Genomic DNA, 24,694 nt, shown 5'->3' on the forward strand with positions numbered 1-24,694 from the left:
CTACCAGCGCGGCCCTCCCGACGGGACGCCCATCCGGTCGCTGAGTTCGACGGCCAGTCGGGGTGGCCGGGGGCGAGTGAGGATGTCCCGGACGAGGTCCCGGGAGAGCCGGTGGTAGCGCACCTGGTCGGGGCCGATGACCTCGGCGTCCAGAAGCGCGGCGAGCGCGTCGTCGATGCGGTTCCACCGGGCAAGGGCTCGGGCGGTTTCGATGGCGTGCCGAACCTGCCGTTCCACTGGCAGGGCGCCGGTGTGGAGCGGAGAGCCGATGGCGATGGCGCGTTGCACGTCGCCGAGTTCCATCGCCACGGTCGTCTTGTGGATCGTCACGTTGGTCGGCCCGAACGCGGTCCACACGTGGTTGCCGTCGGCACCGAGCCGGGTCGCTGCGGCGTCGGCCTCGGCGATATGAGTGTCGGCAGAGGAACGGTCGTCGTCCCGGGCCGCAGCGAGGGCGCAGACGAGATGCAGGCTGCCGTAGACCGACAGCAGCTGCGGCGTGGGCTTGGCGAGCCCTGGTTCGAGGAACTGCGCCGCCGTGGCGGCGAGGCCGCGTGCCTGCGCGTATTCGCCGATGGATGCCAGCGAGTGTGCGGCAGAGCGGCTGAGTGAGCCGATGACGACGTGATCGTGGCTGGCGTTGGCGGCGGCGAGACCTCGGCTGGCGGCGGTCCAGGCGAGGTCACCTTCGCCGAGCTTGGTGAGGAACAACGCGGCGAGCTGGTGGGCGTAAGCGGTCATCGCGTGTGCGCGCTGGCCGTCGTCGCCGTCGTACGCCTCCGTGGCGCTGAGGCAGTCGTGGATGAGGTAGGGCAGCCGGCGGGCAAGCGTGCCGTATCGCGAGTGCTGGTAGGCGGTCCAAATCTCGGTGACGTCGTTCTCGATCTCGCGCAGGGCAGGTGCCTCGACAGCGGCCGGGCTGGCCAGCGTGGGCGCGAGGTGCCGGTAGTCGTGGAGCGCTGCGCGCAGTGCGGGAATGGTCTCCCGGCCTGACTCGTCGGACCACTCGAACAGGCTGGGTGCGCCGATCAAGTCCCCAAGTGACACATCGAGGGCTTTGGCGATCGCGCGAATGACTGACAGCCGGTCCAGGTCGGCGCGATTTGTCTCGACCTTACGCAACCACTCCTGTGTCTTGCCGACCAACCCGGCCAGCACTTCCTGGGAGAGCCCTCGCCGGCGCCGGTAGAAGGCGACGCGTTGGCCGATCGTCATGTCGTCCGTCATCCCTCGCACACCATCACCCTGCCCGCTGATCACCGTCGGACCCGGTACGGATTTTCCCGGTTCCTCTGCCAGGCCGCCCCTACGTTCAGTTCACCCCAGGTCACCGACGTGTGTCGATGCCTGTGGCTGACAGCACTGACAGGGAGCGGAGGGGCTCGATGCACGGCACTGCCAACGACGGCCTGAGCCGCCGGCTCGGCCAGCCCTGGGGCGATCTCTCTCGACGTCTTCCCCGCTTGCGTACCGCCATGAGGGCTGCGTGGGCGGGTGACCGGCGGTCTGCTCCCAGCCGCCGGCGTGTGGCGGTGGGCTCGTCCGTGTTCCGGCGAGCCCACCGCCCGTCCGCCCGCTCAAGGAGGCTCGCGTGACGGTGTACATCTCGCGTCATGCGCTGGCCGACCGTTCCTGGCGACAGAAGTTGATCCCCGAGGATCCGGCGTGGCCACAGGCTCCACGGGCGGATCCGCCATTGCTGACCCACGTGTGGCGTCAGCTCTTCGAGCGGCAGGTGCAGAACGGCGGTCGCCGATGAGCAGCAAGCAGCCCGCGCTGGTGCCGCCGGAACATCTGCCGCTGCGTCCGCTCTGGTTGTGCCGGGTCTGTGGTCAGCCCTGGCCCTGTGGACGGGCCAAGCTCGCCCTGTTGACCAGCTACCAGGGCAGCCGGCTCAACCTGCTGCTCTACCTGTCCGGCCGCCTGCACGAGGCGATCGACGACCTGCACCGACTCAACCCGCGAACCACGGGCGACGTCAGGGATTTGTTCGACCGGTTCCTCGGCTGGTCGGCCCGGCACCGCAGCGGCCGTCCGTCCGCCGCCGAACCGCAGACACCGGAGGAGACATGAGCGTCCGGGGCATCGGGATCATCGCCACGACAGGACAGCCGGCCATCGCCGGGGCCTTCCACACCCTGGTTCTGCAGCCCACCAGCTTCTGCAACCTGGACTGCAGCTACTGCTACCTGCCCGACCGGCGCTCGCGGCAGCTCATGTCGGTCTCCGTTGCGGCCGCCTGCGCCCGGTCGATCGAGCAGCAGGGCAGCGTTCATCCGGTGAGCGTGGTGTGGCACAGCGGGGAGCCCACCGCCACACCGATCGACAGCTTCCGTCAGTTGCTCGCTCCCTTCGAGGAGCTACGGCGGGCTGGGCGGGTTCGCCACGAGATCCAGACCAACGCGACGCTCATTAACGAGCGGTGGTGCGATCTGTTCGTCGCCTATGACTTTGAGGTCGGCGTCAGCATCGACGGGCCCGGGATGCTCAACCGGAACCGGCTCGATCGGGCCGGAAATGCGACGACGGCCCGGACGATCCGCGGCACCCGGGTATTGGCCGAGGCCGGCTTGCCGTATTCGGTAATCTGCGTCGTCACACCCGAGACCATCGACCACGCCGACGACCTGGTCGGGTTCTTCACCGCCCTGCCGGGATGTGAGTCGGTGGGCTTCAACATCGAGGAGCAGGAAGGCGCCGCGCGCACGCCGGTGCCGGAGGAAGCCGCGTACCGGTTTTGGAGCCGACTCGTCCGGCACCGGCTCGCCGGCAGTCCGCTGCGGATCCGCGACCTGGATCGGTTGGCCGACTACCTCGGCGCCACCCGTGCCGGCCTCACCGACCACGGCCCGTACGAACCGATCCCCACCGTCGCCCACGACGGCCAGGTGGTCCTGCTGTCACCGGAACTGCTCGGCATCAAAAGCCCGCGGTACGCCGACTTCATCGCGGGCAACGTCCTTCGCGAGCCGATCGGCTACATGCTCGCCCGCGCTCAGAAGCTGCAATACGTCATCGAGTTTGTCACGGCGCTCAACGACTGTGCGGACCGCTGCGTGTTCTACGACTTCTGCCGCGGCGCCCAGGCCGGCAACCGCTACTTCGAACACGGCACCTTCACCGCCCGGGAGACCGCGTACTGCCGCACGACCCGGCAAGCCCTGATCCGCGCCGCCGCGGATCACCTCACCCCTCCAGGAGGACCGCCATGACCAACGCCCTCGTCGCGCTTCTCGACGCGCCGCCGGACCGCCTCGCCCTCCTCGGCGTCGACCCGGAGCAGGCGGTAGCGTCGATCGACGCGGCGAAGTTCGACAACCGCCCGACCTGGGACAACAAGGGGAAGTTCGACAGCCGCCCCGGCTGGGACAACTGGAACAAAAAGAAGTAGTCCGCCGGCCGGCGGCTCGAGCCGACGCGCGGGGTGGGGTGCCCACCCCGCGCCCGAACAGGTGGGAATGACATGCGTACGACCACCGTGGGCGACGTGACGATCCTCCTGCCCGACCTCGACCCGGAAGACCTCGACCAGGTCACCGGCCTACCCGACGACGACATCCGGGACGGCCTCGTGGAGGACGCCTCCTGGCGGGGTCAACAGATCGCGGACTTGAGCATCCGAGGCTGCCGGATCACCGGAGCGGATCTCGGTGAGATCAACTGGGAGGGCGGCGCACTCTACGGCTGCGAGATCGTCCGGACGGACCTGTCCGGAGCGGCCCTCACCGGCGTCAGCATCGAGCGGTGCTCGGTCACCGGCTCCCGCTTCACCGGAACCCGACTCACCGACGTACGTCTCAAGGATGTCCTGTTCGACAACTGCCGGTTCGACTACGCCACCTTGAGTCGGGTCAGCGCCGCCGGATCGGTGGCCTTCACCGACTGCACCCTCGTCCACGGCGCCTGGTCGTCCTGCCGGCTTTCTGGTGTCGCATTGCGGTCGTGCGACCTGAGCGACCTCGAACTGGACTCCTGCCGCCTCGACGGCGCCGATCTGCGAGGCAGCCGGCTGCACGCCTTCGCGGCACCACTGGACAACCTGCAGGGCGTCGCCCTCACCGAGGACCAGCTTCCTGAGCTGACCCGGATGGCCGTCAACGCCCTGAGCATCGACGTTCGCGCCGATGCGGCGCGCGGCCACGACCGCTGACGGGACGTACGCGGGATTGTCAATGCCGGCGGCGATCGTGGACGCTGCCGTGGTGAACGACATCGAGAGCCTGCTGGCCGCTGTCGCAACGTGGGCCCGGCAGCGACCCGACATCCGTGCCGCGCTGGTGGTCGGATCTCACGCCCGCGCCGACGTGCCGGCGGATCAGTGGTCCGACATCGACATCGTCCTCGTGGTCGACGATCCGGCGGCCTACGCGGCCGACGGCAACTGGCTCGCGACTTTCGGCCGGCCGTTGCTGACGTTCACCGAACGCACGGCGGTCGGGGGGTTCGTCGAGCGGCGGGTGCTCTTCGACACCGGTCAGGACGTCGACTTCGTGCTGCTGCCGTCGAGCGCCGCGGAGCGGATCGGTACGGATCCCGAGGCCGCGGCGGTGTGGGGCCGGGGGTTCCGGGTGCTGGTCGACAAGATCGACCTGGCGGAGAAGCTGCCGGGCGTCGCCCCGGTGCGGCCGGCGCCGCCGGACGCCGCCGCGTTCGGTCACGTGACCCACGACTTCTGGTATCACGCGCTGTGGACCGCCAGGAAGCTACGCCGGGGCGAGGTGTGGACCGCCAAGGAGTGCTGCGACGGCTACCTGAAGACGTTGCTGGTCCGGCTGCTCGCCTGGCACGCGCAGGCGTCGCGGCCGCAGGTGGACACGTGGCACGGCGGACGCTTCCTGGAGCGGTGGGCCGACCGGCAGGCGCTGCACGACCTCCGCAGCGCCTACGCCGGCTACGACGCGGACGAGGTCGCCCGTGCCCTGTGGGCGACCGTCGACCTGTTCGAACGACTCGAGCGCGAGTGCGCCGAGCGTCTCGGGCTGGAACTCACCGTCGCCCATGACGCGATCCGGAAGCACCTGCACGCCGTGCTCGCGTAGCGGGAAGCGGAGCACCGGCGGCGAGCCGGTCGGCGTGGACCGCTCGGGCTGACCCGGGAGGTGGGACTACGAGGTCGCGGGGTTGGCGGCCTCCGCCTTGGTGGAGCGCAGCGGGACGCAGACGGGACGGCCGGTGGCGTCGGTGCTGATGTGGGCCACGACGCGGAAGACGTCGCGCAGCAGGTCCGCGGTGAGCACGGTGGCGGGGTCGCCGGCTCGCACGACGCGGCCGGCGTCGAGGACCATCAGGTGGTCGGCGAACTGGGCGGCCTGGTTGAGGTCGTGCAGGACCATGACGATGGTCATGCCACGGGTGGTGTTGAGGTGGCGGACCAGTTCGAGGACTTCGAGCTGGTGGCCGATGTCGAGGAAGGTCGTGGGCTCGTCGAGCAGCAGGATGGGGGCCTGCTGGGCGAGGGTGAGGGCGATCCAGGCGCGTTGACGTTCGCCGCCGGAGAGCGTGTCGACGTCGCGGTGCAGCAGATTCTCCAGCCGGGTGGCGCGAACGGCCTCGTCGATGGCCTCGTGGTCCTGGCGGCGCAGCATTCGCAGCATGCCGGCGTGCGGGAAGCGGCCCTGCTCGACGAGTTCCCGCACGGTCAGGTGCGCCGGCGCGGTGGGGGCCTGGGGGAGCACCGCCATCCGTCGGGCGATGTCGCGGCTCGGCAGGGTCGCCAGGTCGTGCCCGTCGAGCAGCACCGTCCCGCCGGTAGGGCGCAGCAGGCGGGCACAGGTCTTGAGCAGCGTCGACTTGCCCGAGCCGTTCGGGCCGATTAGAGCGGTGACGCTGCCCTGGACCGCGTTCAGGTCGACGCCGTGCAGGACGGGTCGGGTGCCGTAGCCGACGGTCAGGCCGGTGGCCTCGACGGCGCTCGTGGTGCGGGGCGGGTCGGCGAGTGTGGTCACGGGGTCCTCCGCCGGATGACGTGGAGTAGGAACGGGACGCCGAGCAGGGCGGTGAACACGCCGACGGGCAGGGCGAACGGTGCGGTGTCGACGTCGGCGAGTCCGGGGATCGCCTGCAACCGGAAGGTGCGGGCGGCCAGGTCGGCGCCGCTGAGCAGCAGCGCGCCGAGCAGGGCGGCCACCGGCACGGTGCGCCGCGGTGCGGCGCCGACGAGGCGACGGGCCAGGTGAGGGGCGACCAGACCGATGAACGCGACGGCACCGGCGATGCTCACCGCGGCGGCCGTGGCCAGCACGGCGGCGAGCAGGACGAGTGCCTGCGCCCGGGCGGGGCGCGCGCCGAGGGTGGCGGTGACGTCGGGCCCGAGGTGCAGCAGCGCGGCCAGCGGTACCGCGGCGACGATCAGTACGGTGACCGGAGCGAGGTAGCCGAGCAGCAGGTTGAGGTCGTTCCAGTCCCGCAGCTCCAGGGAGCCGAGCAGCCAGCCGAGGGCGGTGTTGACCCGTTCGCCGCTGAACAGCAGCGCGATGCTGGTGGCCGAGGAGAGCACGCCGCCCACGAGGACGCCGACGAGGATCAGCCGTTCCCCGTCGGCGCCGGCGCGGCGGGTGACCAGGTGCACCACGGCGGCGGCGGCGAGGCCTCCGGCGGCGGCCACCAGCGGCAGCACCCCGCCGCCGCTCGCCGGGCCCCAGACGATCCAGCACAGCACGGCGGCGGTCGCGCCCTGCGCGACGCCGGTCAGGTCGGGGGAGGCCAGCGGGTTGCGGACCAGGGACTGCAGCAGCGCGCCGGCCGCGCCGAGCAGCGCCCCGACGAGCAGGCCGACCACGGCTCGGGGCAGCCGTACGTCGACGGCGATGATCTCGGCCCGGGTGGCGTCGCCGCCGCCGAGCACGGCGAGGACCCGGTCGGGAGTGACGGTGACCGTGCCGGCGACCAGATGGGCGAGGAGCAGCGCCGCGACCGCGGCGGCGCCGGTGGCGAGGACGGCCGGCAGCGGCGCCCGGTGACGCAGGGCGGTCCTCATCGGGCCGCCCTGCGCCGGGCGGCTGCCCGGGTCGCGACGACGATCGCCAAGGGGCCGCCGACCAGGACCGTCCAGATTCCGGCCGGGATCTCCAGCGGCTCGAACGCCAGCCGTCCCAGCTGGTCGGCGGCGAGGGTGACCAGCGCGCCGGCCAGGACGGCGACCGGCAGCACCTGCCGCGAGTCGCTGCTGCCCAGCAGGCCCCGGGCGAGATGGGCGGCGAGCAGGCCGACGAAGCTCAACGGCCCGGCGACGGCGACCACCGGGGCCAGCAGCACCATGGCGAGCACGAGCAGCCCGAGCCGGGTCCGCCCGACGTGCACGCCGAGGCCGGCGGCGGTGTCGTCACCGAGCTGCAGCAGGTTGAGCACCCGGCCGAGCAGCAGCGCGACCGGCAGTCCCGCACCGACCCAGAGCAGCAGGATCCGGACCTCCGGCCAGGTCAGCCCGGACAGTGAGCCGGACAGGTAGCGGTTGACCGTCGCCTGGGTCTGCCCGCCGGTGGACGGGGCGAGCACGAGGGCGGCGCTGATCACCGCCGAGAAGAGGGTGGCCAGGGCGAAGCCGGTCAGCACCAGGCGTACCGGGTCGGTGATGCGCCGGTTGACCGCCAGCAGGAGCGCACCGGCGGCCAGGCCGCCGAGCAGGCAGGCCGTGGGTCGGGCCATGCCGGGCAGCGAGACACCGAACAGCACCTGCAGGGTGACCACGAGCGACGCGCCGTGCGCCACTCCGAGCAGCCCGGGCTCGGCGATCGGGTTGCGCAGCGAGTCCTGCAGCAGGACGCCGATCCCGCCGAGCGCGGCCCCGCACAGCAGTGCCGCGACCACGCGCGGCAGCCGGTTGTGCCGTACCAGGTAGCCGGTGACGTCGTCGCCCACGGTGCCGGCGGCCGCGTCGAGGGCGAAGCGCACCCCGACATCCGGGACGCCCTGGGTGATCGCGCCGACCCCGAGCAGCAGCACGGCCCCGGCCAGTACGACGCAGACGCCGGCGAGGCGCCGGCCGCCTGCGCGCCGCTGCCGAGGCAGCTCCGGGGCGATCGACGGCGGCGCCTCCGGCGCGGCTGACGGCCGCGCCGGAGGCGCCGGGGAAAGACTGGTCATCCCCGGTTGACGCCGCCGGCGGCCGGGTCGTACTCGCGCATGCGCCCGGGGTCGACGAAGCCCGCAGCCGGGAACACCTTGTGGGCGTAGGTCTCCAGGGAGTACTGCAGCTCCCGCAGCGAGCAGCAGTAGAACTGCGCCTCGGTGTCGAAGGCGTGCCCCTGCTGGACGGCCGGGATCTTCGGCCAGACGGCGTCCTTGCGCTGGCTGATCGAGGTGGCCGGGGTGCCGTCGTACTGGTTGGCGATGAAGTCGGGGTTCGTCTTGAGCAGGTACTCCGCGCTGATCTCGCCGTAGGCGTCCTCCACCTTCACGCCGGGGGGAGCGGAGAGCACACAGTCGCCCAGACCGTTGGCCTCGATCAGCTGGCAGAAGATGACGTTGTCGAAGAAGACCGCGTACTTGGCCGTGTCGTAGCCGCTGAGCACCGCGAAGGTCGTCTCCTTCGCGTCGGCCGGCGCCTTGGCCTTGACCTTGTCCAGGACGCCGCGGAACCGCTCGATGGCCTGCTCGGCCTGGGCGGTACGGCCGGTCATCGCGGCTAGCCACCGCAGGTTCTGCTCGTAGACGGCGATGCCCTTGTCGAACCCGCCGTCCATGTAGAACGTGGTGCCCGCCGTCTTCAGGGCGTCGAAGTCGTCGCTGGTCGGGGTGCGCCCGATGATCAGCTCGGGCTCGGCCTGGGCGACCTCCTCCGGGTTCTTGAAGTTCTCCACGGTGCGCACCTGCGAGTAGCCGTCACCGAGGAAGACCTTCGAGCGCAGGCTCTCGTCCTTCCAGGTCAGTACGGGCAGCAGCCCGAGGTCGGCGAGCATGGCGTTGCAGCCGAACCAGTAGCACGCGATGCGCTCGACCGGCTTGGCGAAGGTGTGCGCGGTGCCTGCGGCATCCGTCACGGTCACCGGGAAGGCGGCGCCCGCGCTCGCCGACGCCGCCGGCGTGCCGGCCGGGTCACGATCGAGCCCGGAGCATCCGGAGGCCAGCGCCACGACGGTGGCCGCTACGGCTGCCCACATCCCGCGGCGCAGCAATGGTGTGCGCATCCTCGTCCTTCCGACATCACGCTTTTTTGGTTAGGCTAACCTAAGCAACCGTGGAGCGGAATTCGGCATCGGACCTCGCGGCGGTGTATCGGCACCTGTCGACCCCGTACCTCACCTGGGAACTCGCGGAGGAAACCGGCTCGCCGGACCCCGGCGACCCCCGCTGGTGGACCGGTGCCGGCCTCGCCACCGACCCGGGGTACGCCGCCGCCTTCGCCCAGACCAGTGAGGACCTCGCCGTACGCACCGGCCGGAAGCCCCGCGACTACGTGGCGACCACGCTGCTGCTGATGGAGTACTCGTGGTGTGTCGCGGGAGCCCTCGTCGGGCCGCTGCTCGCGGGCGACACTCTGGCTCACCCCGCTCCCGGCGGCGTCGCCACCTGGTTCGCCGCCGACGAGACCGCGACCCCCGGCTGGCGCGTCCGGGTCAGCGCCACCGGTGCCCGTCGGGCCGACCGCCGCGCTCCCGAGACCCTGGCTGCCGTCCGTGACAGCTTCGCCACCCTGATCGGCCCCGTGGTCGACGCCGCTGCCCGCCACGGCTCCCGCCGGGCGAGCGCGCTCTGGCGCACGGCGACCGACACCCTCGCCACCGCCGCCTGGACGCTCGGCGGGCAGCTCGACGACGAGCAGGCCGGCGTCGACCTGGCCGAGAGCCTGCTGGCCGACACCGCTCGTCCGCTGCGGGGCCGTGCCGGGTTCCGCCGCCTCCCGCTGCCCGGCGGCGCGAAGGTGACCACTCGCGAACGCGCCGACTGCTGCTTCTACTACACCCTCGACCAGCCCGTCTGCGTCACCTGCCCCCGCATCGACGACACCGAGCGGGCCGCCCGGCTGCAGGCCCGGCAGACCGAGCCGGTCGCCGCCTGATCCTCTGCCCCGTCCCGGTGCACGCGGTTCTGCCGCGGATCTCACCGGTGCCGACCCACCTGGCGGGCGAACCGAACGGCCGGTTTTTCCGTGTTGACTGTCAGGGTCGAGAGCACAGTCACGGAGGCAGCATGCCCACGGTTCGTACTGGTCCGATGGTCGGACTGATCGCGCAGGTCGTCCTGCTGGCATCGCTGGCCGGGACGGTCGGCCTCGGCGCGGCCGGGTGGCTGGCGGGTCTGGGGTACGGGGTGGTCCTGTGCGCCCTGCTCGACCGGGGGCTGTCTCGTTCGGGGGCGCGCGGTCTCGGCCCGGCCGACCGGGTGACCCTCGGCCGGGCGATCCTCGTCGGCGGCGTGACGGCACTGGCGGCGGAGTCGTTCGGCCAGCCGGCGCCGATCGCGCTGATGGTCGTCCTCACCGCCGTGGCGCTGGCGCTCGACGGGGTGGACGGGTACACGGCCCGGCGTACCGGAACCAGCAGCGAGCTGGGCGCGCGCTTCGACATGGAGGTCGACTCCTTCCTCGTGCTGGTGCTCTGCGTCCACGTGGCACCGTCGGCGGGCGGCTGGGTGCTCGCGATCGGCGGGATGCGGTACGCCTTCGTCGCCGCGAACTGGGTGCTGCCGTGGATGCGTGGATCGTTGCCGCCGCGCTACTGGCGTAAGGTCGTCGCGGCGATCCAGGGCGTGCTGCTGACGGTGGCGATGGCGGAGGTGCTGGCCGGGCCGCTGACCATCGTCGTGCTGGTGGTGGCGCTGGCGCTGCTCGTCGAGTCGTTCGGCCGGGACGTCCGGTGGCTGTGGACGACCCGTCGCGCCCGCCTCGCTCCGGCCGACCGGGACATCCCGGCCGGGGCGCGGATTCCGGTGCACTCGGGCAGGCCGGCTGACCACGGCACCGACGCGGTGCGGGGCGGGCCGGCTGCGGGCACGACGGGCGGGCTGCCGTGGCGCGAGCGCCCGACGGTCGCCGCGGCCCGCCACTGAGTCGCGCCCCGCATGCCGCACCACCACGATGTTCCGGAAGGACGCCCAGGTTGTCGCTCTTGACGCGGGTACGTCGGCTACCGACCCAGCGACGGCAGGCGGTGCGGGACGACCCGGTGGTGGGCGGGGAGCTCGATGCTCCCGGCGCCTCGGGCCGGACGAAGCGCCCCGGCTGGGCCCGGCTGACGACCGTCCTGGCCGCGCTGCTCGTGCTGCTCGCGCTCACCGCGCCGTACGACTTCGGCCGGCTCACGCCGGCAGCGTTCGTGCGGCTCCCCCTGGAGGCGCTGCTGGTCGTCGCCCTGCTGCTCGCCCTGCCACCCCGCGGCAGGCGGCTCGTCGCGACGCTCGCCGGGGTGGCCCTCGGCCTGCTGGCCGTGCTGAAGCTGCTCGACCTGGGGTTCTCCGCATCGCTGAGCCGGGCGTTCGACCTGGTGCTCGACTGGGCGCTGCTCGACGAGGCGTTCGGCTTCGTCACCGAGTCGTACGGCCGGCCCGTCGCGATCGGCGCCGCCGTCGCCCTGGCACTGGTCGCGATCGCCCTGCCCGTCGGCGTCACGCTCTCGGTGCTGCGGCTGAGCCGCCTGGTGGTCCGGCACCACACCGGCACCACCCGGGTCGTGGCGGCGCTGGTGGTCGTCTGGGTGGCCTGCGCCGCGTTCGGCGTGCGGGTGGCCCCGGGCGTACCGGTGGCCGACACGTCCGCGACCAGCCTGGCCAACGGCCACGGCTTCCAGGTACGCCTGCGCCTCGAGGACCGCAGGACGTTCTCCACCGTGGTCGATTCGGACGCGTTCCGGGACACACCGGGCGACCAACTCCTCACCGCGCTGCGGGGCAAGGACGTGGTGGTCGCCTTCGTGGAGAGCTACGGCCGGGACGCAGTCGAGGACCCGGAGTACGCGCCGCAGGTCGGCGCGGTCCTCGACGGCGGGACCAGCCGGCTGCGCGCGGCCGGCTTCGACGCGCGGAGCGGCTTCCTCACCTCGCCGACGTTCGGCGGTGGCAGCTGGCTGGCCCACGCCACGTTGCTCTCCGGGCTCTGGATCGACAACGACCAGCGCCACCGCACCCTGCTGGCGAGCGACCGGATGACCCTGGGCGGCGCCTTCCGGCGGGCGGACTGGCGGACCGTGGGCGTGATGCCCGCCGTCACCAGGGCGTGGCCGGAGGGGTCCTTCTACGGCTACGACCGGTTCTACGACGCCGGCAAGCTCGCCTACCGGGGCCCGAAGTTCAGCTTCGGCACCATGCCCGACCAGTACACCCTGTCGAGCTGGCGGCGCTTGGAGCAGGCGAAGCAGGACGGCCGTCCGGTGATGTCGGAAATCGCGCTGGTGTCGAGCCACGCCCCCTGGACGCCCGTCCCGCGGTTGATCGACTGGGCGGACGTCGGTGACGGCGCGATCTTCCGCGACGAGGCCGCCGGTGGGGGCGCGACGGGCGACGAGCGGCGGAGCCGCAGCCGGATCCGGGCGGACTACCGGCAGTCCATCCAGTACACGCTGAGCACGCTCATCTCCTACGTGGAGACCTACGGCGACGACGACCTCGTGTTCATCTTCCTCGGCGACCATCAGCCCGCCACGGTCATCACCGGCGAGAACGCCAGCCGCGACGTACCGATCACGATCGTCACCCGCGACCGGGCCGTGCTGGACCGGATCTCCGGGTGGGGCTGGCAGGACGGGCTGAAGCCCGGTCCGCAGGCCCCGGTCTGGCGGATGGACGCCTTCCGGGACCGGTTCCTGACCGCCTTCGGACCGTAGGTCCGCCGCCCACCTTCCACCCACCTCACGGACTGGACCACAGACAGATGACGGACACGGTCGCCGCCAGGATCGCGGCGCTCAGCAACGATCCGGGCACGTCCCTCCTGCGCCGGTCGCTGGAGGTCTACTACGGCGACCCCGAGCGCGACGCGCGGATGGACGCCTTCTACTCCCGGTTCGTCAGCAGTGGCGATCTCGTCTTCGACATCGGTTCCCACGTGGGTGACCACATCGGCAGCTTCCGCCGGCTCGGGGCCCGGGTCGTCGCCGTGGAGCCGCAGCCACTCTGCCTGCGCGCCCTGCGGGCAATCTACGGCGGCGACGATCAGGTGACGCTGGTCGAGGCGGCGTGCGGGGCGGTCGCCGGAAGCGTGCGGTTCCACGTCAACTCCGCCAACCCCACCGTGTCGACCGCCTCGTCGCACTTCGTGCGGGCGGCGGAGGGTGCGGGCCAGGTGTGGGACGCGGAGATCGAGGTCCCGGTCGTCACCGTCGACGCGCTGATCGACCGGTACGGCGTCCCGGCCTTCACCAAGATCGACGTGGAGGGTTTCGAGGACGCGGTGCTGGCCGGCCTGAGCCGCCCGCTGCCCGCCCTGTCGTTCGAGTTCACCACGATCGCGCGGGCCGTCGCCCACCGGTGTCTCGATCGCCTGACCGCGCTCGGCTTCGGCGGCTTCGACGTCGCGCTGGGCGACGACAAGTCGATGACGTTCCAGCGCTGGATCTCCGCGGACGACATGGCGGCACACCTGTCCGGGCTGCCGCACGACGCCAACTCCGGCGACGTGTACTGCGTGCCGGGCGAGGCGGTGACGTGACGGTCGTCGTCGCCGGGTGATCGGGTCCGGCTCAGAACAGGGTCAGCGGCTCGATCGGCAGCGGCTGGGGCAGCGCCTCCAGCTCCGGCACCCGGGCGCGTACGTCGTCGTGGAAGCGGCGGGCGAGCACGGGCGCGTCGGCGTTGTCCGGGGTGTGGACGAAGAAGGTCGGCGAGCGCCCCTCGCGCAGCCAGCCGGCGACCACGTCGACCCAGTGCTGCCAGCCTTCGATGGTCCGTGCGGTGTCGTCGCGGCCGAGGTACCGGACGATCGGCCGGTCGGTCGACGCCGCCGACCGGAGCGGCAGGCGCGGCTTCCTGGTCCAGGCCTCCCGTTCCGCGTCGCTGGTCGGCGGGCGGGCGAAGAACGCGGTGGTGTCGAAGGGCACCCACTCGGCGGCCACGGCGGCGAGGGCCGCCTCGAGCAGCCGCGCGGCGGCGGCGTCGGTGAAGAAGGCGGGGTGACGGACCTCCACGGCGTACCGGTGGGACCGGGGGAGCCGGTGCAGGAAGCGGGCGAGCGTGGCGACCTCGCCCGGGCCGAAGGAGCCCGGCAACTGGATCCAGAGGGCGTGCACCCGGGGGCCGAGGGGCTCGATGGCGTCCAGGAAGGCGCCGAGCGCCTCGTCGGCGCCGGCGAGGCGGCGTTCGTGGGTGACGAGCTTGGGGATCTTGAGGACGAACCGGAAGTCGGGATCGGTCTGGTCCGCCCACGAGGCCACCGTGTCCCGGGCCGGCGTGGCGTAGAAGGTGGTGTTCCCCTCCACGGCGTTGCACCAGCCGGCGTAGTGCCGCAGCCGCAGGTGGGCCGCGAGAGGGTGGGCCAGCAGGCGTCCCTGCCACGACCGGTGGGTCCACATCGCACAGCCCACGTGCAGCCGCATCAGCTCCGACCCTCCCCGCCACGACGCGTGCTCTCCACCTTCGGCCGTCGACCGTACCGGACGGCGGGTGCCCGGAGATCGTCAACTTGAGGTTGACGCGACGCATGCGTCAACCTATGGTTGACGCATGACGGATCCTGTGCAGATGAGCACCCCGGTACGCCTCGACGACCTGATCCAGGGGATCAAGAAGGCCCGCCCCGACGTCCTGGACCAGCTCGCCGACGCGGTCGTCGTCGGCGAGCACCTCGGTGACGTCGCCGACCACCTGATCGGCCACTTCGTGGACCAGGCCCGGCGCTCGGGCGCCTCCTGGACCGACATCGGCCGGAGCATGGGCGTGACCAAGCAGGCGGCGCAGAAGCGCTTCGTCCCCCGGTCCACCGACGCGCCCCTGGACCCGCAGCAGGGCTTCGCCCGGTTCACCCTGCCCGCCCGCAACGTGGTGATGGCCTCCCAGGAGGAGGCCCGCGCGGGCGGGCACACCGAGATCCGGCCCGAGCACGTCCTGCTGGGCCTGCTCGCCGAGCCGGAGGCGATCGCCGCCCGGGTGATCGTGGCGGCGGGCGTGCCGCTGGAGCGGGTGCGGGAGGCCGCGACGGCCGCGCTGCCGCCGTCGTCCGGCGCCGAGGTGCCCGCCCTGATCCCGTACGACGCGTCGGCGAAGAAGGTGCTGGAGCTGACCTTCCGCGAGGCGCTGCGGCTGGGGCACAACTACGTCGGCACCGAGCACATCCTGCTGGCCCTGATCGAGCACGAGGACGGCGACGGCGTGCTCACCGGCCTCGGCGTCGGCAAGGCCGCCGCCGAGGAGGCGATCAACGCGGCGATCCAGGCCGCCGTGCGGTCGGCGGCCCAGAAGGGCTGAGGGCGCGCGGGGTCAGGATGCGGCCGGGAAACCGTACCGGTCGGCGTGCTCCGGGTCGGCCGGGTCGATCTGCCGGATCCCGGCGTCGGCGAGGCGCTTGTTCACCTCGTCCAGCTGCTCGCGCACCAGCCGGGCCTCCTCCTCGGTGACCCGGCCCCGGTGCGGCCGGCCGGCGTACTCGATGGTGCCGTAGTCGATCTTCTCCGCGCTCTTGCGCGCCTTCGGCGGGCGGACCCGCTCGGCGGTGCGCAGCAGCTGGGCCATCGGCACGTCGGTGGCCATCGCGTCGAACTCGCTGGCGGTCAGCACCACCCGGCGCGGCTCGCCGCCGCCGTGCCGGTCGTGAATCTGCACGACCGCCACGTCCAGCGCCGCGTCGTCGATGCTCTCCACCTCGACCGGGGTGGCGTCCAGCTGCACGGGCCCGGCCACCAGGTCAGGGTGGTCCAGCACGACGACCTTGACCACCTCGTCGTCGGTCCCCAGCAGCGTGCCACTGAAGTCGGAGACGTGGATCGTCTTCTTGCCCATGCGCGGAGCTTCTCCTGTCGTAGGCCGAGTTTCGGACCAGGAGACGCTACCCGACAGGTGTGCGAAAGCCCCGGTTGGACGCCCCGGGTGTGTCGCCGCTTTCCCCGGTGCGGGTCAGCGGGCGGTCAGGCCGCGCCGGGAGGAGACGCCGGCGGGCAGGCTGTTGAGGTCGCCCCAGGAGAGCGCGGCGTTCGCCCCGCGCCCGGTCCGTGCCTCCCTGTACGGCGGTTGGGCCGGAAACCGCCCGGCGGCCTCGGCCGCCCGCCAGATCCTCGCGGTGTCCTGCTGGTACCGGTCATTCGGCTGATTCGGCATGACCATTACCGTCCCAAAAGAAGTTGTACATGTATGGAAATGAATATGACGGACGATCGATGTCTCGGGTTCCCGGACATCGGAGTTGTTCGGTACGTCTACCCCGGCGATCAGGCCTTCAACCGGCCGATGCCCCGCCGAACGGGACGCCGTCGGGGCCGCTGCGGCGTACGGTGATCACGACGAGGTGGTCGTACCCGAGCGGGTGAGGGAGGTGCGCGGTGCTCGACCGCCGGCTCCACCTGCACCTGGCCACCTGGCTGGGCCAGTGGCCGGCCGGCCCCGGCCTGCACGTCGTCGCCTCCCGGCGGCGCGGGCGACCGGCCTGGGACGGGCGGCTGCGCCCGGCGATCGCCGTGCAGGCCCGCGGCAGCACGGTGCTCTCGGTGCCGCCGGACCGGGTGGAGGCGATCCGCGCGCTGGCCCGCGGATCGGAGGCCGAGCTGCTGGCGGCGCTGCCCGCCGCCGTCGGTCAGCCGGACTGGATGCTGGCCGACGACACCTTTCGGTGGTGCCTGGACCCGGCGCCGCTGCCCGAGGCGGGGCGGTGGGTCCCGCCGATCGACCCGGCCTTCCCGTCCTGGCTGCGCCTGTTCGACCGGGAGGTGCTGGTGGCCCGGGACGCCGACGGCAGCTTCCTGGCCGGAGTCGGGATCAAGCGGCACGACGCCCACGGGCACGAGCTGGCGGTGGGCACCGTGGCGGCCGCCCGGGGCCAGGGTCTGGCGCGCCGGCTGGTCGCCCAGGCCGCCCGGCGGGTGCTCGACGAGGGTGCCGTCCCGACGTACCGGCACGACCCGCGCAACCTCGCCTCCGCCCGGGTCGCCGACGCGGCCGGCTTTCCGGACCGGGGCTGGCGGTCGTACGGCGTCTATCCCCGGTGACCGCGCGGGGTGCCGTGGTGGCAGGGCGCGGACCGTGGATTCCGGGCCGAATCCACGGTCCGCAGCCTTCCCCCAGGCCCTCCGTGCCGCCGGCGTACGCCGGTCGGTCCCGCTGATGGTGACGCTACGTACGGATTGACCCGTGGGCAAGAGGCAACCGGCCGTTTCGGCGTGTCCGGTACTGGACTTGAGCTGCGATGGAAGCCTTCGACGCTACCCGCGGCGCTGGTGACGCAGCGTGCACGGCGGGGGAGTGGCCGACCGGAACCGGGCCGCCCGGCCGTCGCGCGGGTAGTGTCGTGCCGCGACGACGGCAGCTCGACGAGGAGCGGACATGCGGGTGGACAGGCGCAGCGAGGACGGCGGACGGATCGTCCTCCGGCCGGTCGGCGACCTCGACATCGCCACCGCCGCCGTGCTCCAGGACGCCGTGGACACCGCACTCGACCTGCCGGACACGGTGGAGCTGGTCGTGGACCTCGCCGAGGTGCCCTTCCTGGACTCGACCGGGGTGGCCGCCCTGCTGCGCGGGGCCGCCGAGGCCGTCGGCCGGGGCGCCAGCCTCCGCGCGGTCGACCCGCAGCCGGTGGTGGCCCGGGTGCTGCGGATCACCGGCGTCGACAGCCTGGTCGGGCTCGCCCCCCGGCACCAGGCGCCGCCCGCCGCCGACCCCGACGCCTCCGCCGCCTAGCGCCCGCGCGTCCGGCCTCAGCCGGCCAGGCCGAGCACCTCGGCAGCCGCCCGTCCGTTGGCGTGGCTCGCCCCGAAGGTGGTGACGAAGGCGCGTGCTCCGGTCGGCCGCCAGCGCCCCGGCCAGCCCATCTCCACCACCGTCACCGGGTACGCGGCGGCCAGCGCGTCGACCAGTTCGGCGGCGCCGGGCAGCCGGTGCAGGTGCCGCCCCACCAGCACGATCGACCGGCCGTCGGCGAGCCGGCCCAGCGCGGCGGCATCGGTCTCGGTGGCGACGACGCGTACCTCCTCCAGGCCGGCCAGGTGCGGGCCCAGGCCCCACGGCACCCGGCCCTCGGCGATGGTGGAGGCGGCGTGCAGCTGCACCACCAGCGGCCGGGCCAGCCCGGTGAGGTCGCCCTCGACGCGGACCGCCCGGCGCGCGGCGGCGTACCCGAGATCGGTGGCGACGGCCGACGGCGCGCCGGCGGCCCGGGTCCAGGCGGCGAGCGCGGCGGTGCGGCCGGCGGCCTCCTCCACCCGGGCGCGCTCCAGCCGGCCGTCGCCGATCGCCGCGACGATCTCGCCGGCCACCTGCTCGACCAGCGCGGCGTCGACCTTCGCCCCGATGCAGAGCAGGTCGGCGCCGGCGGCGAGCGCGCGCACCGCGGCCGGCCCGACCCCGCCGGCGGCCAGCGCGGCACCCTGCATCTCCAGCGCGTCGGTGATCACCGTGCCGGTGAAGCCGTACTCGCCGCGCAGCAGGTCGACCAGGACGGCCCGGCTGAACGTGGCCGGTCCGTCCCCGGTCAGCGCCGGCACCCGGATGTGCGCGGTCATCACGGCCCGGGTGCCCGCCTCGACGACCGCCGCGAAGGGCGGCAGGTCGCGCTCGCGCAGCAGGGCCGGCGACACGTCCACGGTGGGCAGTTCGTGGTGGGAGTCGGCCACGGTGGCGCCGTGCCCGGGGAAGTGCTTGGCGCAGGCGGCGACACCGACCGACTGGAGGCCCTCGACGGCGGCGGCGGAGTGCGCGGCGACCCGGCCCGGGTCGGCGCCGAACGAGCGGGTGCCGATCACCGGGTTCTCGTCGGCGGTGTTGACGTCGACGGTGGGCGCGAGGTTGACCGTGATGCCGAGGGCGGCCAGTTCGGCGCCGATGGCCGCGTAGACCCGGCGGGTGAGCGCGGTGTCGTCGACCGCGCCGAGCGCGGCGTTGCCCGGGTACGGGCTGCCGGTGGCGTGTGCCAGCCGGGTGACGTCGCCGCCCTCCTCGTCGATGGCGATCAGCACGTCCGGCCGGCCGACGCGCAGCGCCGCGGTGCTCGCCGCCACCTGCGCCGGGTCGTGGACGTTGGTGCCGAACAGCGTGTGCCCGGCCAGCCCTTCGCCGATCAGGTCGACGGCCCAGTCCGGTGGCACCGGCCCCGGATACGCGGCGAGCAGCGTGCCGAGCGCGAGCCGGCGCAATCCTGGATCCAGCCGCACGTGACTTCCCCCTTCGGTGCCGGACGGCACGAGTGTCGCACCGGAGCGGTCGGTCGTCCGAGTACTCCGGTGCGGGGTGGCCGATACGCTACGGGCACCCAACTGCAGGTCGATTCGGTTGGCAGAAGCTCAAGGAAACTAGAGGACGAGGCATGAGTGCGACGCGGCTGCCCGGCACCCCCCGCCTGTTGCGGGCGCTCAACGACCGGGCGGCACTGGAACTGCTGCTCGAACGCGGCCCGCTGACCCGGGCCCGGCTCGGCGAGCTGACCGGCCTGTCCAAGGTCACCGCCTCTCAGCTGGTGGAGCGGCTGGAGGAGCGCGGGCTGGTCACCCGGGTCGGTGAGCAGGCCGGCGGGCGGGGCCCGAACGCCCAGCTCTACGCGGTCCGCCCGGGCAGCGCGCACGTGGTCGGCGTGGACGTCGGTGCGGAGCGGGTGGTGGCGGCGTGCGCCGACATCACCGGAGCGGTCATCGGCCGGGTCGAGCAGTCCACCCGGGACACCGACGACCCGGTCGGCGTGGTGCACACCGCGGTGGTGCGGGCGGCGAGCAGCGCCGGCGCGGAGCTGTCCAGCGTGCGGCGGGTGGTGCTGGGCACCCCCGGCCTGGTGGACCCGGGCACCGGCGACATCACCTTCGCCTTCAACCTGCCGCGCTGGCACCGTGGCCTGCTCGCCGCGCTGCGCGAGGACCTGCACACCCCGGTGGTCTTCGAGAACGACGTCAACCTGGCCGCCGTCGCCGAGGCGCAGTCCGGCGCGGCCCAGGGGCTGTCCGACTTCGTCCTGGTCTGGGTGGGTGCCGGCGTCGGCCTGGCGATCATGCTCGGCGGGCGGCTGCACCACGGCAGCAGCGGTGCGGCCGGCGAGATCGGCTACCTGCCGGTGCCGGGGGTGCCGATCCCGCGCGACGTCTCCCGCCGGGCCAAGCCGGCGTTCCAGCAGCTCGCCGGGGCGGACGCGGTCCGCGCGGTGGCCCGGGAGCACGGCTTCGACGCCGGGGGCGCGGCCGACGCGGTGCAGGCCGCCATCGCCGCCGGTACGGCCGGCGGCCCGATGCTCGACGAGCTGGCCCGGCGGCTGGCGCTCGGCGTGGCCAGCACCTGCGTGGTGCTGGACCCGCCGCTGGTGGTGCTCGCCGGCGAGGTGGGGCAGGCCGGCGGGGCAGCGCTGGCGGAGCGGGTGCAGCACGAGGTCGCCGCGATCACGCTGGTCCGCCCCCGGGTGGTGCCGACCGGGCTGACCGAGGAGCCGATCCTGCGGGGTGCGCTGCGCACCGCGCTGGACGCCGTCCGGGACGAGGTCTTCGGGTCGACCGTCGGCTGACACCCGTCGCCGTCCGTAACCCGCCATGTGAAGGAATTCTTCACCACCGGCCTGCCCGCGGCAAGATCCCGCCGGGGGTGGGCCGGTGGCGGCCGGGCCGTGCCGGGGCGGTCGCCCGCCCCGGCACCGCGCCGGTCAGATCAGGTCGCGCCGGCGGAACACCGCGAACGCGGCCGCCGTCACCGCGCCGGTGAGCGCCAGCAGCACCAGCAGCGACGGCAGCCAGGTGATCGTGTACGTGCCGTCGCAGATGTCGAAGCCCGACGCGCTCCGGCAGGCCTGGTTGTCGGTGAGCTGCAACTGGCCGGTGAGCCAGGCCGTCACGTAGGTGGAGAGCATCAGCTGGTCCGGGCGGGCCACGTCGAGGATCTCGAACACCACCCGTGCACCCAGCTCCCAGACCACCACGTACGCGGCCACCGCGCCGAGCGCCGCCGAGGTGTGCCGGCCCAGCGTGGCGATGCCGAAGCCCAGCGCGGTGGTGAGCAGCACCAGCAACAGGCCGCGCCCGTAGCGGCCGGCCAGGTCCTGCCAGAACACCGCGTCGAGCCGGCCCGGCAGCCCGGCCGTCTGCGCGATCGTCCAGAACGTGCCCAGGTAGACCACCGTGGCCACGAGCGACAGCAGCGCCACCACCCCGAGCAGCGTGCCCAGCTTCGCGCCGAGCACGGTCATCCGGCGCGGTCGCCACAGCAGCAGGTTCACCACCCCGCCGGAGTTCAGGTCGGCGCCGATGTACGAGGCCCCGACCAGGAAGCCGAAGAGCAGCAGGAACGCGATCAGGAAGTACAGCAGCGGACCCGCCTGCTGGCCGAAGACGAAGACACCGGTGAGGTAGTCGGCGGCCACCGGCAGCTGATCCTGCAGCACCGGGTCCACCTCGCTGCAGTCGGCCGGCAGGTACCTGTTCTCGTCGACCGGCAGCTCGCCCGCCTTGACCTTCAGGCAGTACTGGTGGTCGGCCTCCATGCCGCCGAGCACCTGGGCGAGCTGCGCCTCCGCCGCGGCCAGCTCGCGGGCCGACGGCTGGTGCGACCCGACCAGCGTGGTGGCCGTGGTGATGGCGAAGGCCAGGGCCAGCAGCACCAGCATCAGCTGGACGAAACGGCGGGCGGCGAGCCGCTCCACCTCGGCGCGGACGAGGTTCACGCGTCCACCCCCCGGCCGGCGGTGACGTCGAGGTCGATCATCGGTTCGGCGGGTCCCTCCCCGGGCAGGGCAGCCTCGCCCACCTGCCGCGGCAGTGTCGGATGCGGTGTGGTGCCGGTCAGTTCCAGGAAGACGCTCTCCAGGTCCGGGCGGATCGGGGTCAGCTCCCGCACCCAGAGCCCCTGCTCACCCAGCGTGCGGGCAATCAGCTCCGGGTCGTCCGCGCCGCCGACCACCAGCAGCCCGTCGGGGCCGTCGGTGACCGGCAGGCCCGCCGCCCCCAGCAGCTCGGCGGCCCGGGCCGGCTCGGCCACGCGCAGGTGCCACTCGTGCTGGTCGTAGCCGGCCAGCACCTCGGACACCCGGCCCGCCGCCACCCGTCGGCCCCGCGAGATGATCGTGACGTGGTCGCAGATCAGCTGGATCTCGGCCAGGATGTGGCTGGAGACCAGCACCGTCACCCCCGCGTCGGCCAGCGACCGCATCAGGTCCCGCATCTCCCGGATGCCCCCCGGGTCCAGCCCGTTCGCCGGCTCGTCCAGGATCAGCAGCTCGGGATCCTTGAGCAGGGCGGAGGCGACCGCCAGCCGCTGCCGCATGCCCAGCGAGTAGCCCTTGACCCGGTCCTGGCCCCGGTCGCGCAGCCCGACCTGCTCCAGCACCTCGTCGACCCGGCCGGTCGGCACCCCGCCGGCCACCGCGAGCAGCCGCAGTGTGCGGTGCCCGGTGAAGTTGCCGAAGAACTGCGGGCTCTCCACGATCGCCCCGACCCGGCCGGCCACCCGGGCGAGCTTCTCCGGCGCGGGCGCGCCGAGCACGCTCATCCGGCCGCTGTCGGCGCTCACCAACCCCAGCAGGGCGCGCAGCGTGGTGGTCTTGCCGGAGCCGTTCGGGCCGAGGAAGCCGTGCACCTGCCCGGCCTCGACCAGCATGTCGAAACCGTCCACCGCCACCCGGCGCCCCTGCCGGACGGTGTGGAACGTCTTGCGCAGCCCCTCGATCTCGATGACCGCGCTCATCCGCGCCGCTCCTGACCTCGATCGGGCATCGCACGTCCTCCGGTGGTGGTGACCAATGACACGGCGCCTCACCCTATGGCCGGGGCCTCGCCCGTGGGGGGCACCCCGCGGGTTGCGTGGTTGGATGGAGCGGTGACTGGTGACCTGATCCCCGGCGCCGCAGGCGCCCCTGCCGCCCCCGCACCCGTGGACGCGGATCTGGTGGTCAGCCTCGACGGCGTCGGCGTCAAGCGCTCCGGCACCGCGCTGCTGCACGATCTGGACTGGCGGGTCGAGCTCGACGAGCGCTGGGTCGTCCTCGGCCCCAACGGCGCGGGCAAGACCACCCTGCTCAACCTCGCCGCCGGCCGGCTGCACCCGACCACCGGCACGGCGCACGTGCTCGGCGAGCGGATCGGCCGCACCGACGTCAACGAGCTGCGGATGCGCATCGGGCTCTCCACCGCCGCCCTCGCCGAGCGGGTCCCCGCCGAGGAGCGGGTCAGCGACGTGGTGGTCACCGCCGCCTGGTCGGTGGTCGGCCGGTGGCGGGAGAGCTACGACCGCACCGACGAGTCCCGGGCCCGTGCGCTGCTCGGGCAGCTCGGCGTCGGGCACCTCAGCGAGCGGGCGTACGGGACGCTGTCCGAGGGGGAACGCAAGCGTGTGCAGATCGCCCGTGCGCTGATGACGGACCCCGAGCTGCTGCTGCTCGACGAGCCGGCCGCCGGGCTCGACCTCGGCGGGCGCGAGGACCTGGTGGCCCGGCTGGCCGAGCTGGCGTACGACCCGGACGCCCCCGCCCTGGTCCTGGTCACCCACCACGTCGAGGAGATCCCGCCGGGCTTCACCCACGCGCTGCTGCTGCGCGAGGGCGGGGTGGTCGCGCAGGGGCTGCTCACCGAGACGCTCACCGGGGACAACCTCTCCAAGACCTTCGGCCTGCCGCTGGTGGTCGAGCGGCGCGGCGAGCGGTACACCGCCCGGGCCGCCTGAGCCGGCGCCCCGCCCCGCCGTCCCCGGCGGCCGGCGGGTCCTAGACTCCCCGCAACGTGCAGGTGGGCAGGAGGTCGTGGTGCGGCAGACCCGGGTCGTCGTGGTGGGCAGCGCGAACATGGACCTCGTCGGCACCGGCCCGGCGCTGCCCCGGCCGGGGGAGACCGTGCTCGGCAGCGACTTCGTGACGGTGCCCGGCGGCAAGGGCGCCAACCAGGCCATCGCGGCCGTCCGGGCCGGCGCGTCCTGCGCCTTCCTCGGCGCGATCGGCTCCGACGCCTTCGGCGTCACCCTGCGCGCCCGGATCACCGCCGCCGGAGTGGACACCGGCCAGCTGCGGGTGGTCTACGGCGCGTCGGGGGTGGCGCTGGTCATGGTCAACGCCGCCGGGGAGAACGCCATCCTGGTCACCCCCGGCGCCAACACCGCCTTCACCGGCCTCACCGCCGGCGAGCTGGACGCCGTACGCGAGGCGGACGTGCTGGTCGCGCAGCTGGAGATCCCCGTCGAGACGGTGACCGCGGCGGCGGTGGCGGCCCGGGAGGCCGGCACCCGGGTCATCCTCAACGCGGCGCCGGCCCGGCCGGTGCCGGCCGAGATGCTGGCCGCGGTGGACCTGCTGGTGGTGAACGAGCCCGAGGCGCAGGCGCTCACCGGCCGGGGCCGGGAGGAGCCTCGGGCGCTGCTGGAACTGGTGCCCCGCGCGGTGCTGACCCTCGGCGGCGAGGGCGCCTGGTACGGCGACCGGGACGGTACGGACGTGCCCGTGCCGGCGGTCGAGGTGGACGTGGTCGACACCACCGCCGCGGGCGACGCCTTCACCGCCGCGCTCGCGGTGGCCTGGGGCGAGGGCCGGGAGGTGCTGGACGCGGTGCACTGGGCGGCGGCGGCCGGCGCGGCCTGCGTACGCCGGCTCGGCGCCTCGGTGGCGCTGCCCCGCCGGGACGAAATCGACGCGCTCTACGCCCCGCCGGCCGCCTGACGCCACCCACCCGCATGCCCG

Annotated in this window: 25 protein-coding genes and 2 pseudogenes; 16 read left to right on the top strand and 11 right to left on the bottom strand. The window is 73.4% G+C overall.

What is annotated here, in order from left to right; all coding sequences use genetic code 11:
• Nucleotides 1-1,227, bottom strand: coding sequence for a helix-turn-helix domain-containing protein (locus tag ACSNN7_RS10595; RefSeq protein ID WP_436680508.1), 1,227 nt, complete (start codon nucleotides 1,225-1,227; stop codon nucleotides 1-3).
• 364 nt (nucleotides 1,228-1,591) lie between these two features.
• Between ACSNN7_RS10595 and amcA (ACSNN7_RS10600) the strand changes: the two genes are divergently transcribed.
• The 6 genes from amcA (ACSNN7_RS10600) (at nucleotide 1,592) to ACSNN7_RS10625 (ending at nucleotide 5,039) form a co-directional block, all read left to right on the top strand.
• Complete coding sequence (gene amcA, locus ACSNN7_RS10600; protein ID WP_436680509.1) at nucleotides 1,592-1,759, top strand: multiple cyclophane-containing RiPP AmcA; 168 nt, start codon at nucleotides 1,592-1,594, stop codon at nucleotides 1,757-1,759.
• Nucleotides 1,756-2,073, top strand: coding sequence for a hypothetical protein (locus tag ACSNN7_RS10605; RefSeq protein ID WP_436680510.1), 318 nt, complete (start codon nucleotides 1,756-1,758; stop codon nucleotides 2,071-2,073). The genes amcA (ACSNN7_RS10600) and ACSNN7_RS10605 overlap by 4 nt, the downstream gene beginning before the upstream one ends.
• Complete coding sequence (amcB, locus tag ACSNN7_RS10610; protein ID WP_436680511.1) at nucleotides 2,070-3,212, top strand: cyclophane-forming radical SAM peptide maturase AmcB; 1,143 nt, start codon at nucleotides 2,070-2,072, stop codon at nucleotides 3,210-3,212. The genes ACSNN7_RS10605 and amcB overlap by 4 nt, the downstream gene beginning before the upstream one ends.
• The gene (gene amcA / locus ACSNN7_RS10615; protein WP_436680512.1) at nucleotides 3,209-3,391 is read left to right on the top strand and encodes a multiple cyclophane-containing RiPP AmcA; all 183 of its coding nucleotides are present in this window, start codon (nucleotides 3,209-3,211) and stop codon (nucleotides 3,389-3,391) included. The genes amcB and amcA (ACSNN7_RS10615) overlap by 4 nt, the downstream gene beginning before the upstream one ends.
• Nucleotides 3,392-3,463: 72 nt before the next feature.
• Nucleotides 3,464-4,150 (top strand): pentapeptide repeat-containing protein, encoded by a 687-nt coding sequence (locus tag ACSNN7_RS10620; protein ID WP_436680513.1) that lies wholly within the window; start codon nucleotides 3,464-3,466, stop codon nucleotides 4,148-4,150.
• A gap of 22 nt (nucleotides 4,151-4,172) precedes the next feature.
• Nucleotides 4,173-5,039 carry an aminoglycoside 6-adenylyltransferase gene (locus ACSNN7_RS10625; RefSeq protein ID WP_436680514.1) on the top strand — a complete coding sequence of 289 codons (867 nt, stop codon included), beginning with the start codon at nucleotides 4,173-4,175 and terminating at the stop codon, nucleotides 5,037-5,039.
• 66 nt (nucleotides 5,040-5,105) lie between these two features.
• Here the strand turns inward: ACSNN7_RS10625 and ACSNN7_RS10630 are convergent, their stop codons facing one another.
• Genes ACSNN7_RS10630 through ACSNN7_RS10645 form a run of 4 tightly spaced genes read right to left on the bottom strand, consistent with a single transcriptional unit; the run spans nucleotide 5,106 to nucleotide 9,125 of the window.
• Nucleotides 5,106-5,945, bottom strand: coding sequence for an ABC transporter ATP-binding protein (locus ACSNN7_RS10630; protein ID WP_436680515.1), 840 nt, complete (start codon nucleotides 5,943-5,945; stop codon nucleotides 5,106-5,108).
• Nucleotides 5,942-6,976 carry a FecCD family ABC transporter permease gene (locus ACSNN7_RS10635; protein WP_436680516.1) on the bottom strand — a complete coding sequence of 345 codons (1,035 nt, stop codon included), beginning with the start codon at nucleotides 6,974-6,976 and terminating at the stop codon, nucleotides 5,942-5,944. The genes ACSNN7_RS10630 and ACSNN7_RS10635 overlap by 4 nt, the downstream gene beginning before the upstream one ends.
• Nucleotides 6,973-8,082, bottom strand: coding sequence for a FecCD family ABC transporter permease (locus ACSNN7_RS10640; protein WP_436680517.1), 1,110 nt, complete (start codon nucleotides 8,080-8,082; stop codon nucleotides 6,973-6,975). The genes ACSNN7_RS10635 and ACSNN7_RS10640 overlap by 4 nt, the downstream gene beginning before the upstream one ends.
• Nucleotides 8,079-9,125, bottom strand: coding sequence for an ABC transporter substrate-binding protein (locus ACSNN7_RS10645; RefSeq protein WP_436680518.1), 1,047 nt, complete (start codon nucleotides 9,123-9,125; stop codon nucleotides 8,079-8,081). Before ACSNN7_RS10645 ends, ACSNN7_RS10640 begins: the two co-directional genes overlap by 4 nt.
• Nucleotides 9,126-9,175: 50 nt before the next feature.
• Between ACSNN7_RS10645 and ACSNN7_RS10650 the strand changes: the two genes are divergently transcribed.
• The 4 genes and pseudogenes from ACSNN7_RS10650 to ACSNN7_RS10665 all read left to right on the top strand — a co-directional run bounded on the left by ACSNN7_RS10650 (nucleotide 9,176) and on the right by ACSNN7_RS10665 (nucleotide 13,579).
• Nucleotides 9,176-9,997, top strand: coding sequence for a hypothetical protein (locus tag ACSNN7_RS10650; protein WP_436680519.1), 822 nt, complete (start codon nucleotides 9,176-9,178; stop codon nucleotides 9,995-9,997).
• A gap of 131 nt (nucleotides 9,998-10,128) precedes the next feature.
• Nucleotides 10,129-10,848: pseudogene (locus ACSNN7_RS10655) on the top strand (CDP-alcohol phosphatidyltransferase family protein); the annotation flags it as partial.
• 308 nt (nucleotides 10,849-11,156) lie between these two features.
• Nucleotides 11,157-12,755: pseudogene (locus ACSNN7_RS10660) on the top strand (sulfatase-like hydrolase/transferase); the annotation flags it as partial.
• 47 nt (nucleotides 12,756-12,802) lie between these two features.
• Entirely contained in the window at nucleotides 12,803-13,579 is a 777-nt protein-coding gene (locus ACSNN7_RS10665; protein WP_436680520.1) for an FkbM family methyltransferase, read from the top strand.
• A 31-nt stretch (nucleotides 13,580-13,610) separates the two neighbouring features.
• On the opposite strand, the gene ACSNN7_RS10670 is transcribed toward ACSNN7_RS10665, so the two are convergent.
• A complete protein-coding gene (locus ACSNN7_RS10670; RefSeq protein ID WP_436680560.1) occupies nucleotides 13,611-14,438 on the bottom strand; it encodes a DUF72 domain-containing protein in 828 nt (275 codons plus the stop codon).
• A gap of 151 nt (nucleotides 14,439-14,589) precedes the next feature.
• Between ACSNN7_RS10670 and ACSNN7_RS10675 the strand changes: the two genes are divergently transcribed.
• Entirely contained in the window at nucleotides 14,590-15,330 is a 741-nt protein-coding gene (locus tag ACSNN7_RS10675) for a Clp protease N-terminal domain-containing protein (RefSeq protein WP_436680521.1), read from the top strand.
• Between the two features lie 12 nt (nucleotides 15,331-15,342).
• Here the strand turns inward: ACSNN7_RS10675 and ACSNN7_RS10680 are convergent, their stop codons facing one another.
• A complete protein-coding gene (locus tag ACSNN7_RS10680; RefSeq protein ID WP_436680522.1) occupies nucleotides 15,343-15,861 on the bottom strand; it encodes a hypothetical protein in 519 nt (172 codons plus the stop codon).
• 114 nt (nucleotides 15,862-15,975) lie between these two features.
• Nucleotides 15,976-16,176 (bottom strand): DNA repair protein, encoded by a 201-nt coding sequence (locus ACSNN7_RS10685; protein WP_436680523.1) that lies wholly within the window; start codon nucleotides 16,174-16,176, stop codon nucleotides 15,976-15,978.
• Nucleotides 16,177-16,397: 221 nt separating this feature from the next.
• On the opposite strand from ACSNN7_RS10685, the gene ACSNN7_RS10690 reads away from it, so the two are divergent.
• Together ACSNN7_RS10690 and ACSNN7_RS10695 are read left to right on the top strand one after the other, a co-directional pair.
• Nucleotides 16,398-17,060, top strand: a complete 663-nt coding sequence (locus tag ACSNN7_RS10690; protein ID WP_436680524.1) for a GNAT family N-acetyltransferase — start codon at nucleotides 16,398-16,400, stop codon at nucleotides 17,058-17,060.
• A gap of 334 nt (nucleotides 17,061-17,394) precedes the next feature.
• A complete protein-coding gene (locus tag ACSNN7_RS10695) occupies nucleotides 17,395-17,751 on the top strand; it encodes an STAS domain-containing protein (protein ID WP_436680525.1) in 357 nt (118 codons plus the stop codon).
• Nucleotides 17,752-17,768: 17 nt separating this feature from the next.
• Here the strand turns inward: ACSNN7_RS10695 and ACSNN7_RS10700 are convergent, their stop codons facing one another.
• A complete protein-coding gene (locus ACSNN7_RS10700) occupies nucleotides 17,769-19,220 on the bottom strand; it encodes a glycoside hydrolase family 3 protein (protein WP_436680526.1) in 1,452 nt (483 codons plus the stop codon).
• A 152-nt stretch (nucleotides 19,221-19,372) separates the two neighbouring features.
• Between ACSNN7_RS10700 and ACSNN7_RS10705 the strand changes: the two genes are divergently transcribed.
• Nucleotides 19,373-20,548, top strand: a complete 1,176-nt coding sequence (locus tag ACSNN7_RS10705; RefSeq protein WP_436680527.1) for an ROK family transcriptional regulator — start codon at nucleotides 19,373-19,375, stop codon at nucleotides 20,546-20,548.
• A 135-nt stretch (nucleotides 20,549-20,683) separates the two neighbouring features.
• Here the strand turns inward: ACSNN7_RS10705 and ACSNN7_RS10710 are convergent, their stop codons facing one another.
• On the bottom strand, nucleotides 20,684-21,697 hold the full coding sequence (locus ACSNN7_RS10710) for an ABC transporter permease subunit (protein ID WP_436680528.1): 1,014 nt from the start codon (nucleotides 21,695-21,697) through the stop codon (nucleotides 20,684-20,686).
• Nucleotides 21,694-22,716: an ABC transporter ATP-binding protein gene (locus tag ACSNN7_RS10715; protein ID WP_436680529.1), complete on the bottom strand. Its 1,023-nt coding sequence runs from the start codon at nucleotides 22,714-22,716 to the stop codon at nucleotides 21,694-21,696. Before ACSNN7_RS10715 ends, ACSNN7_RS10710 begins: the two co-directional genes overlap by 4 nt.
• 75 nt (nucleotides 22,717-22,791) lie before the next feature.
• On the opposite strand from ACSNN7_RS10715, the gene ACSNN7_RS10720 reads away from it, so the two are divergent.
• Both ACSNN7_RS10720 and ACSNN7_RS10725 read left to right on the top strand, forming a co-directional pair.
• Nucleotides 22,792-23,691 carry an ABC transporter ATP-binding protein gene (locus ACSNN7_RS10720; RefSeq protein ID WP_436680530.1) on the top strand — a complete coding sequence of 300 codons (900 nt, stop codon included), beginning with the start codon at nucleotides 22,792-22,794 and terminating at the stop codon, nucleotides 23,689-23,691.
• 79 nt (nucleotides 23,692-23,770) lie between these two features.
• Nucleotides 23,771-24,673, top strand: coding sequence for a ribokinase (locus tag ACSNN7_RS10725; protein ID WP_436680531.1), 903 nt, complete (start codon nucleotides 23,771-23,773; stop codon nucleotides 24,671-24,673).
• Nucleotides 24,674-24,694 lie beyond the last annotated feature (21 nt).

This window comes from Micromonospora sp. URMC 105 (genome assembly GCF_051386295.1).
GTDB lineage: Bacteria > Actinomycetota > Actinomycetes > Mycobacteriales > Micromonosporaceae > Micromonospora.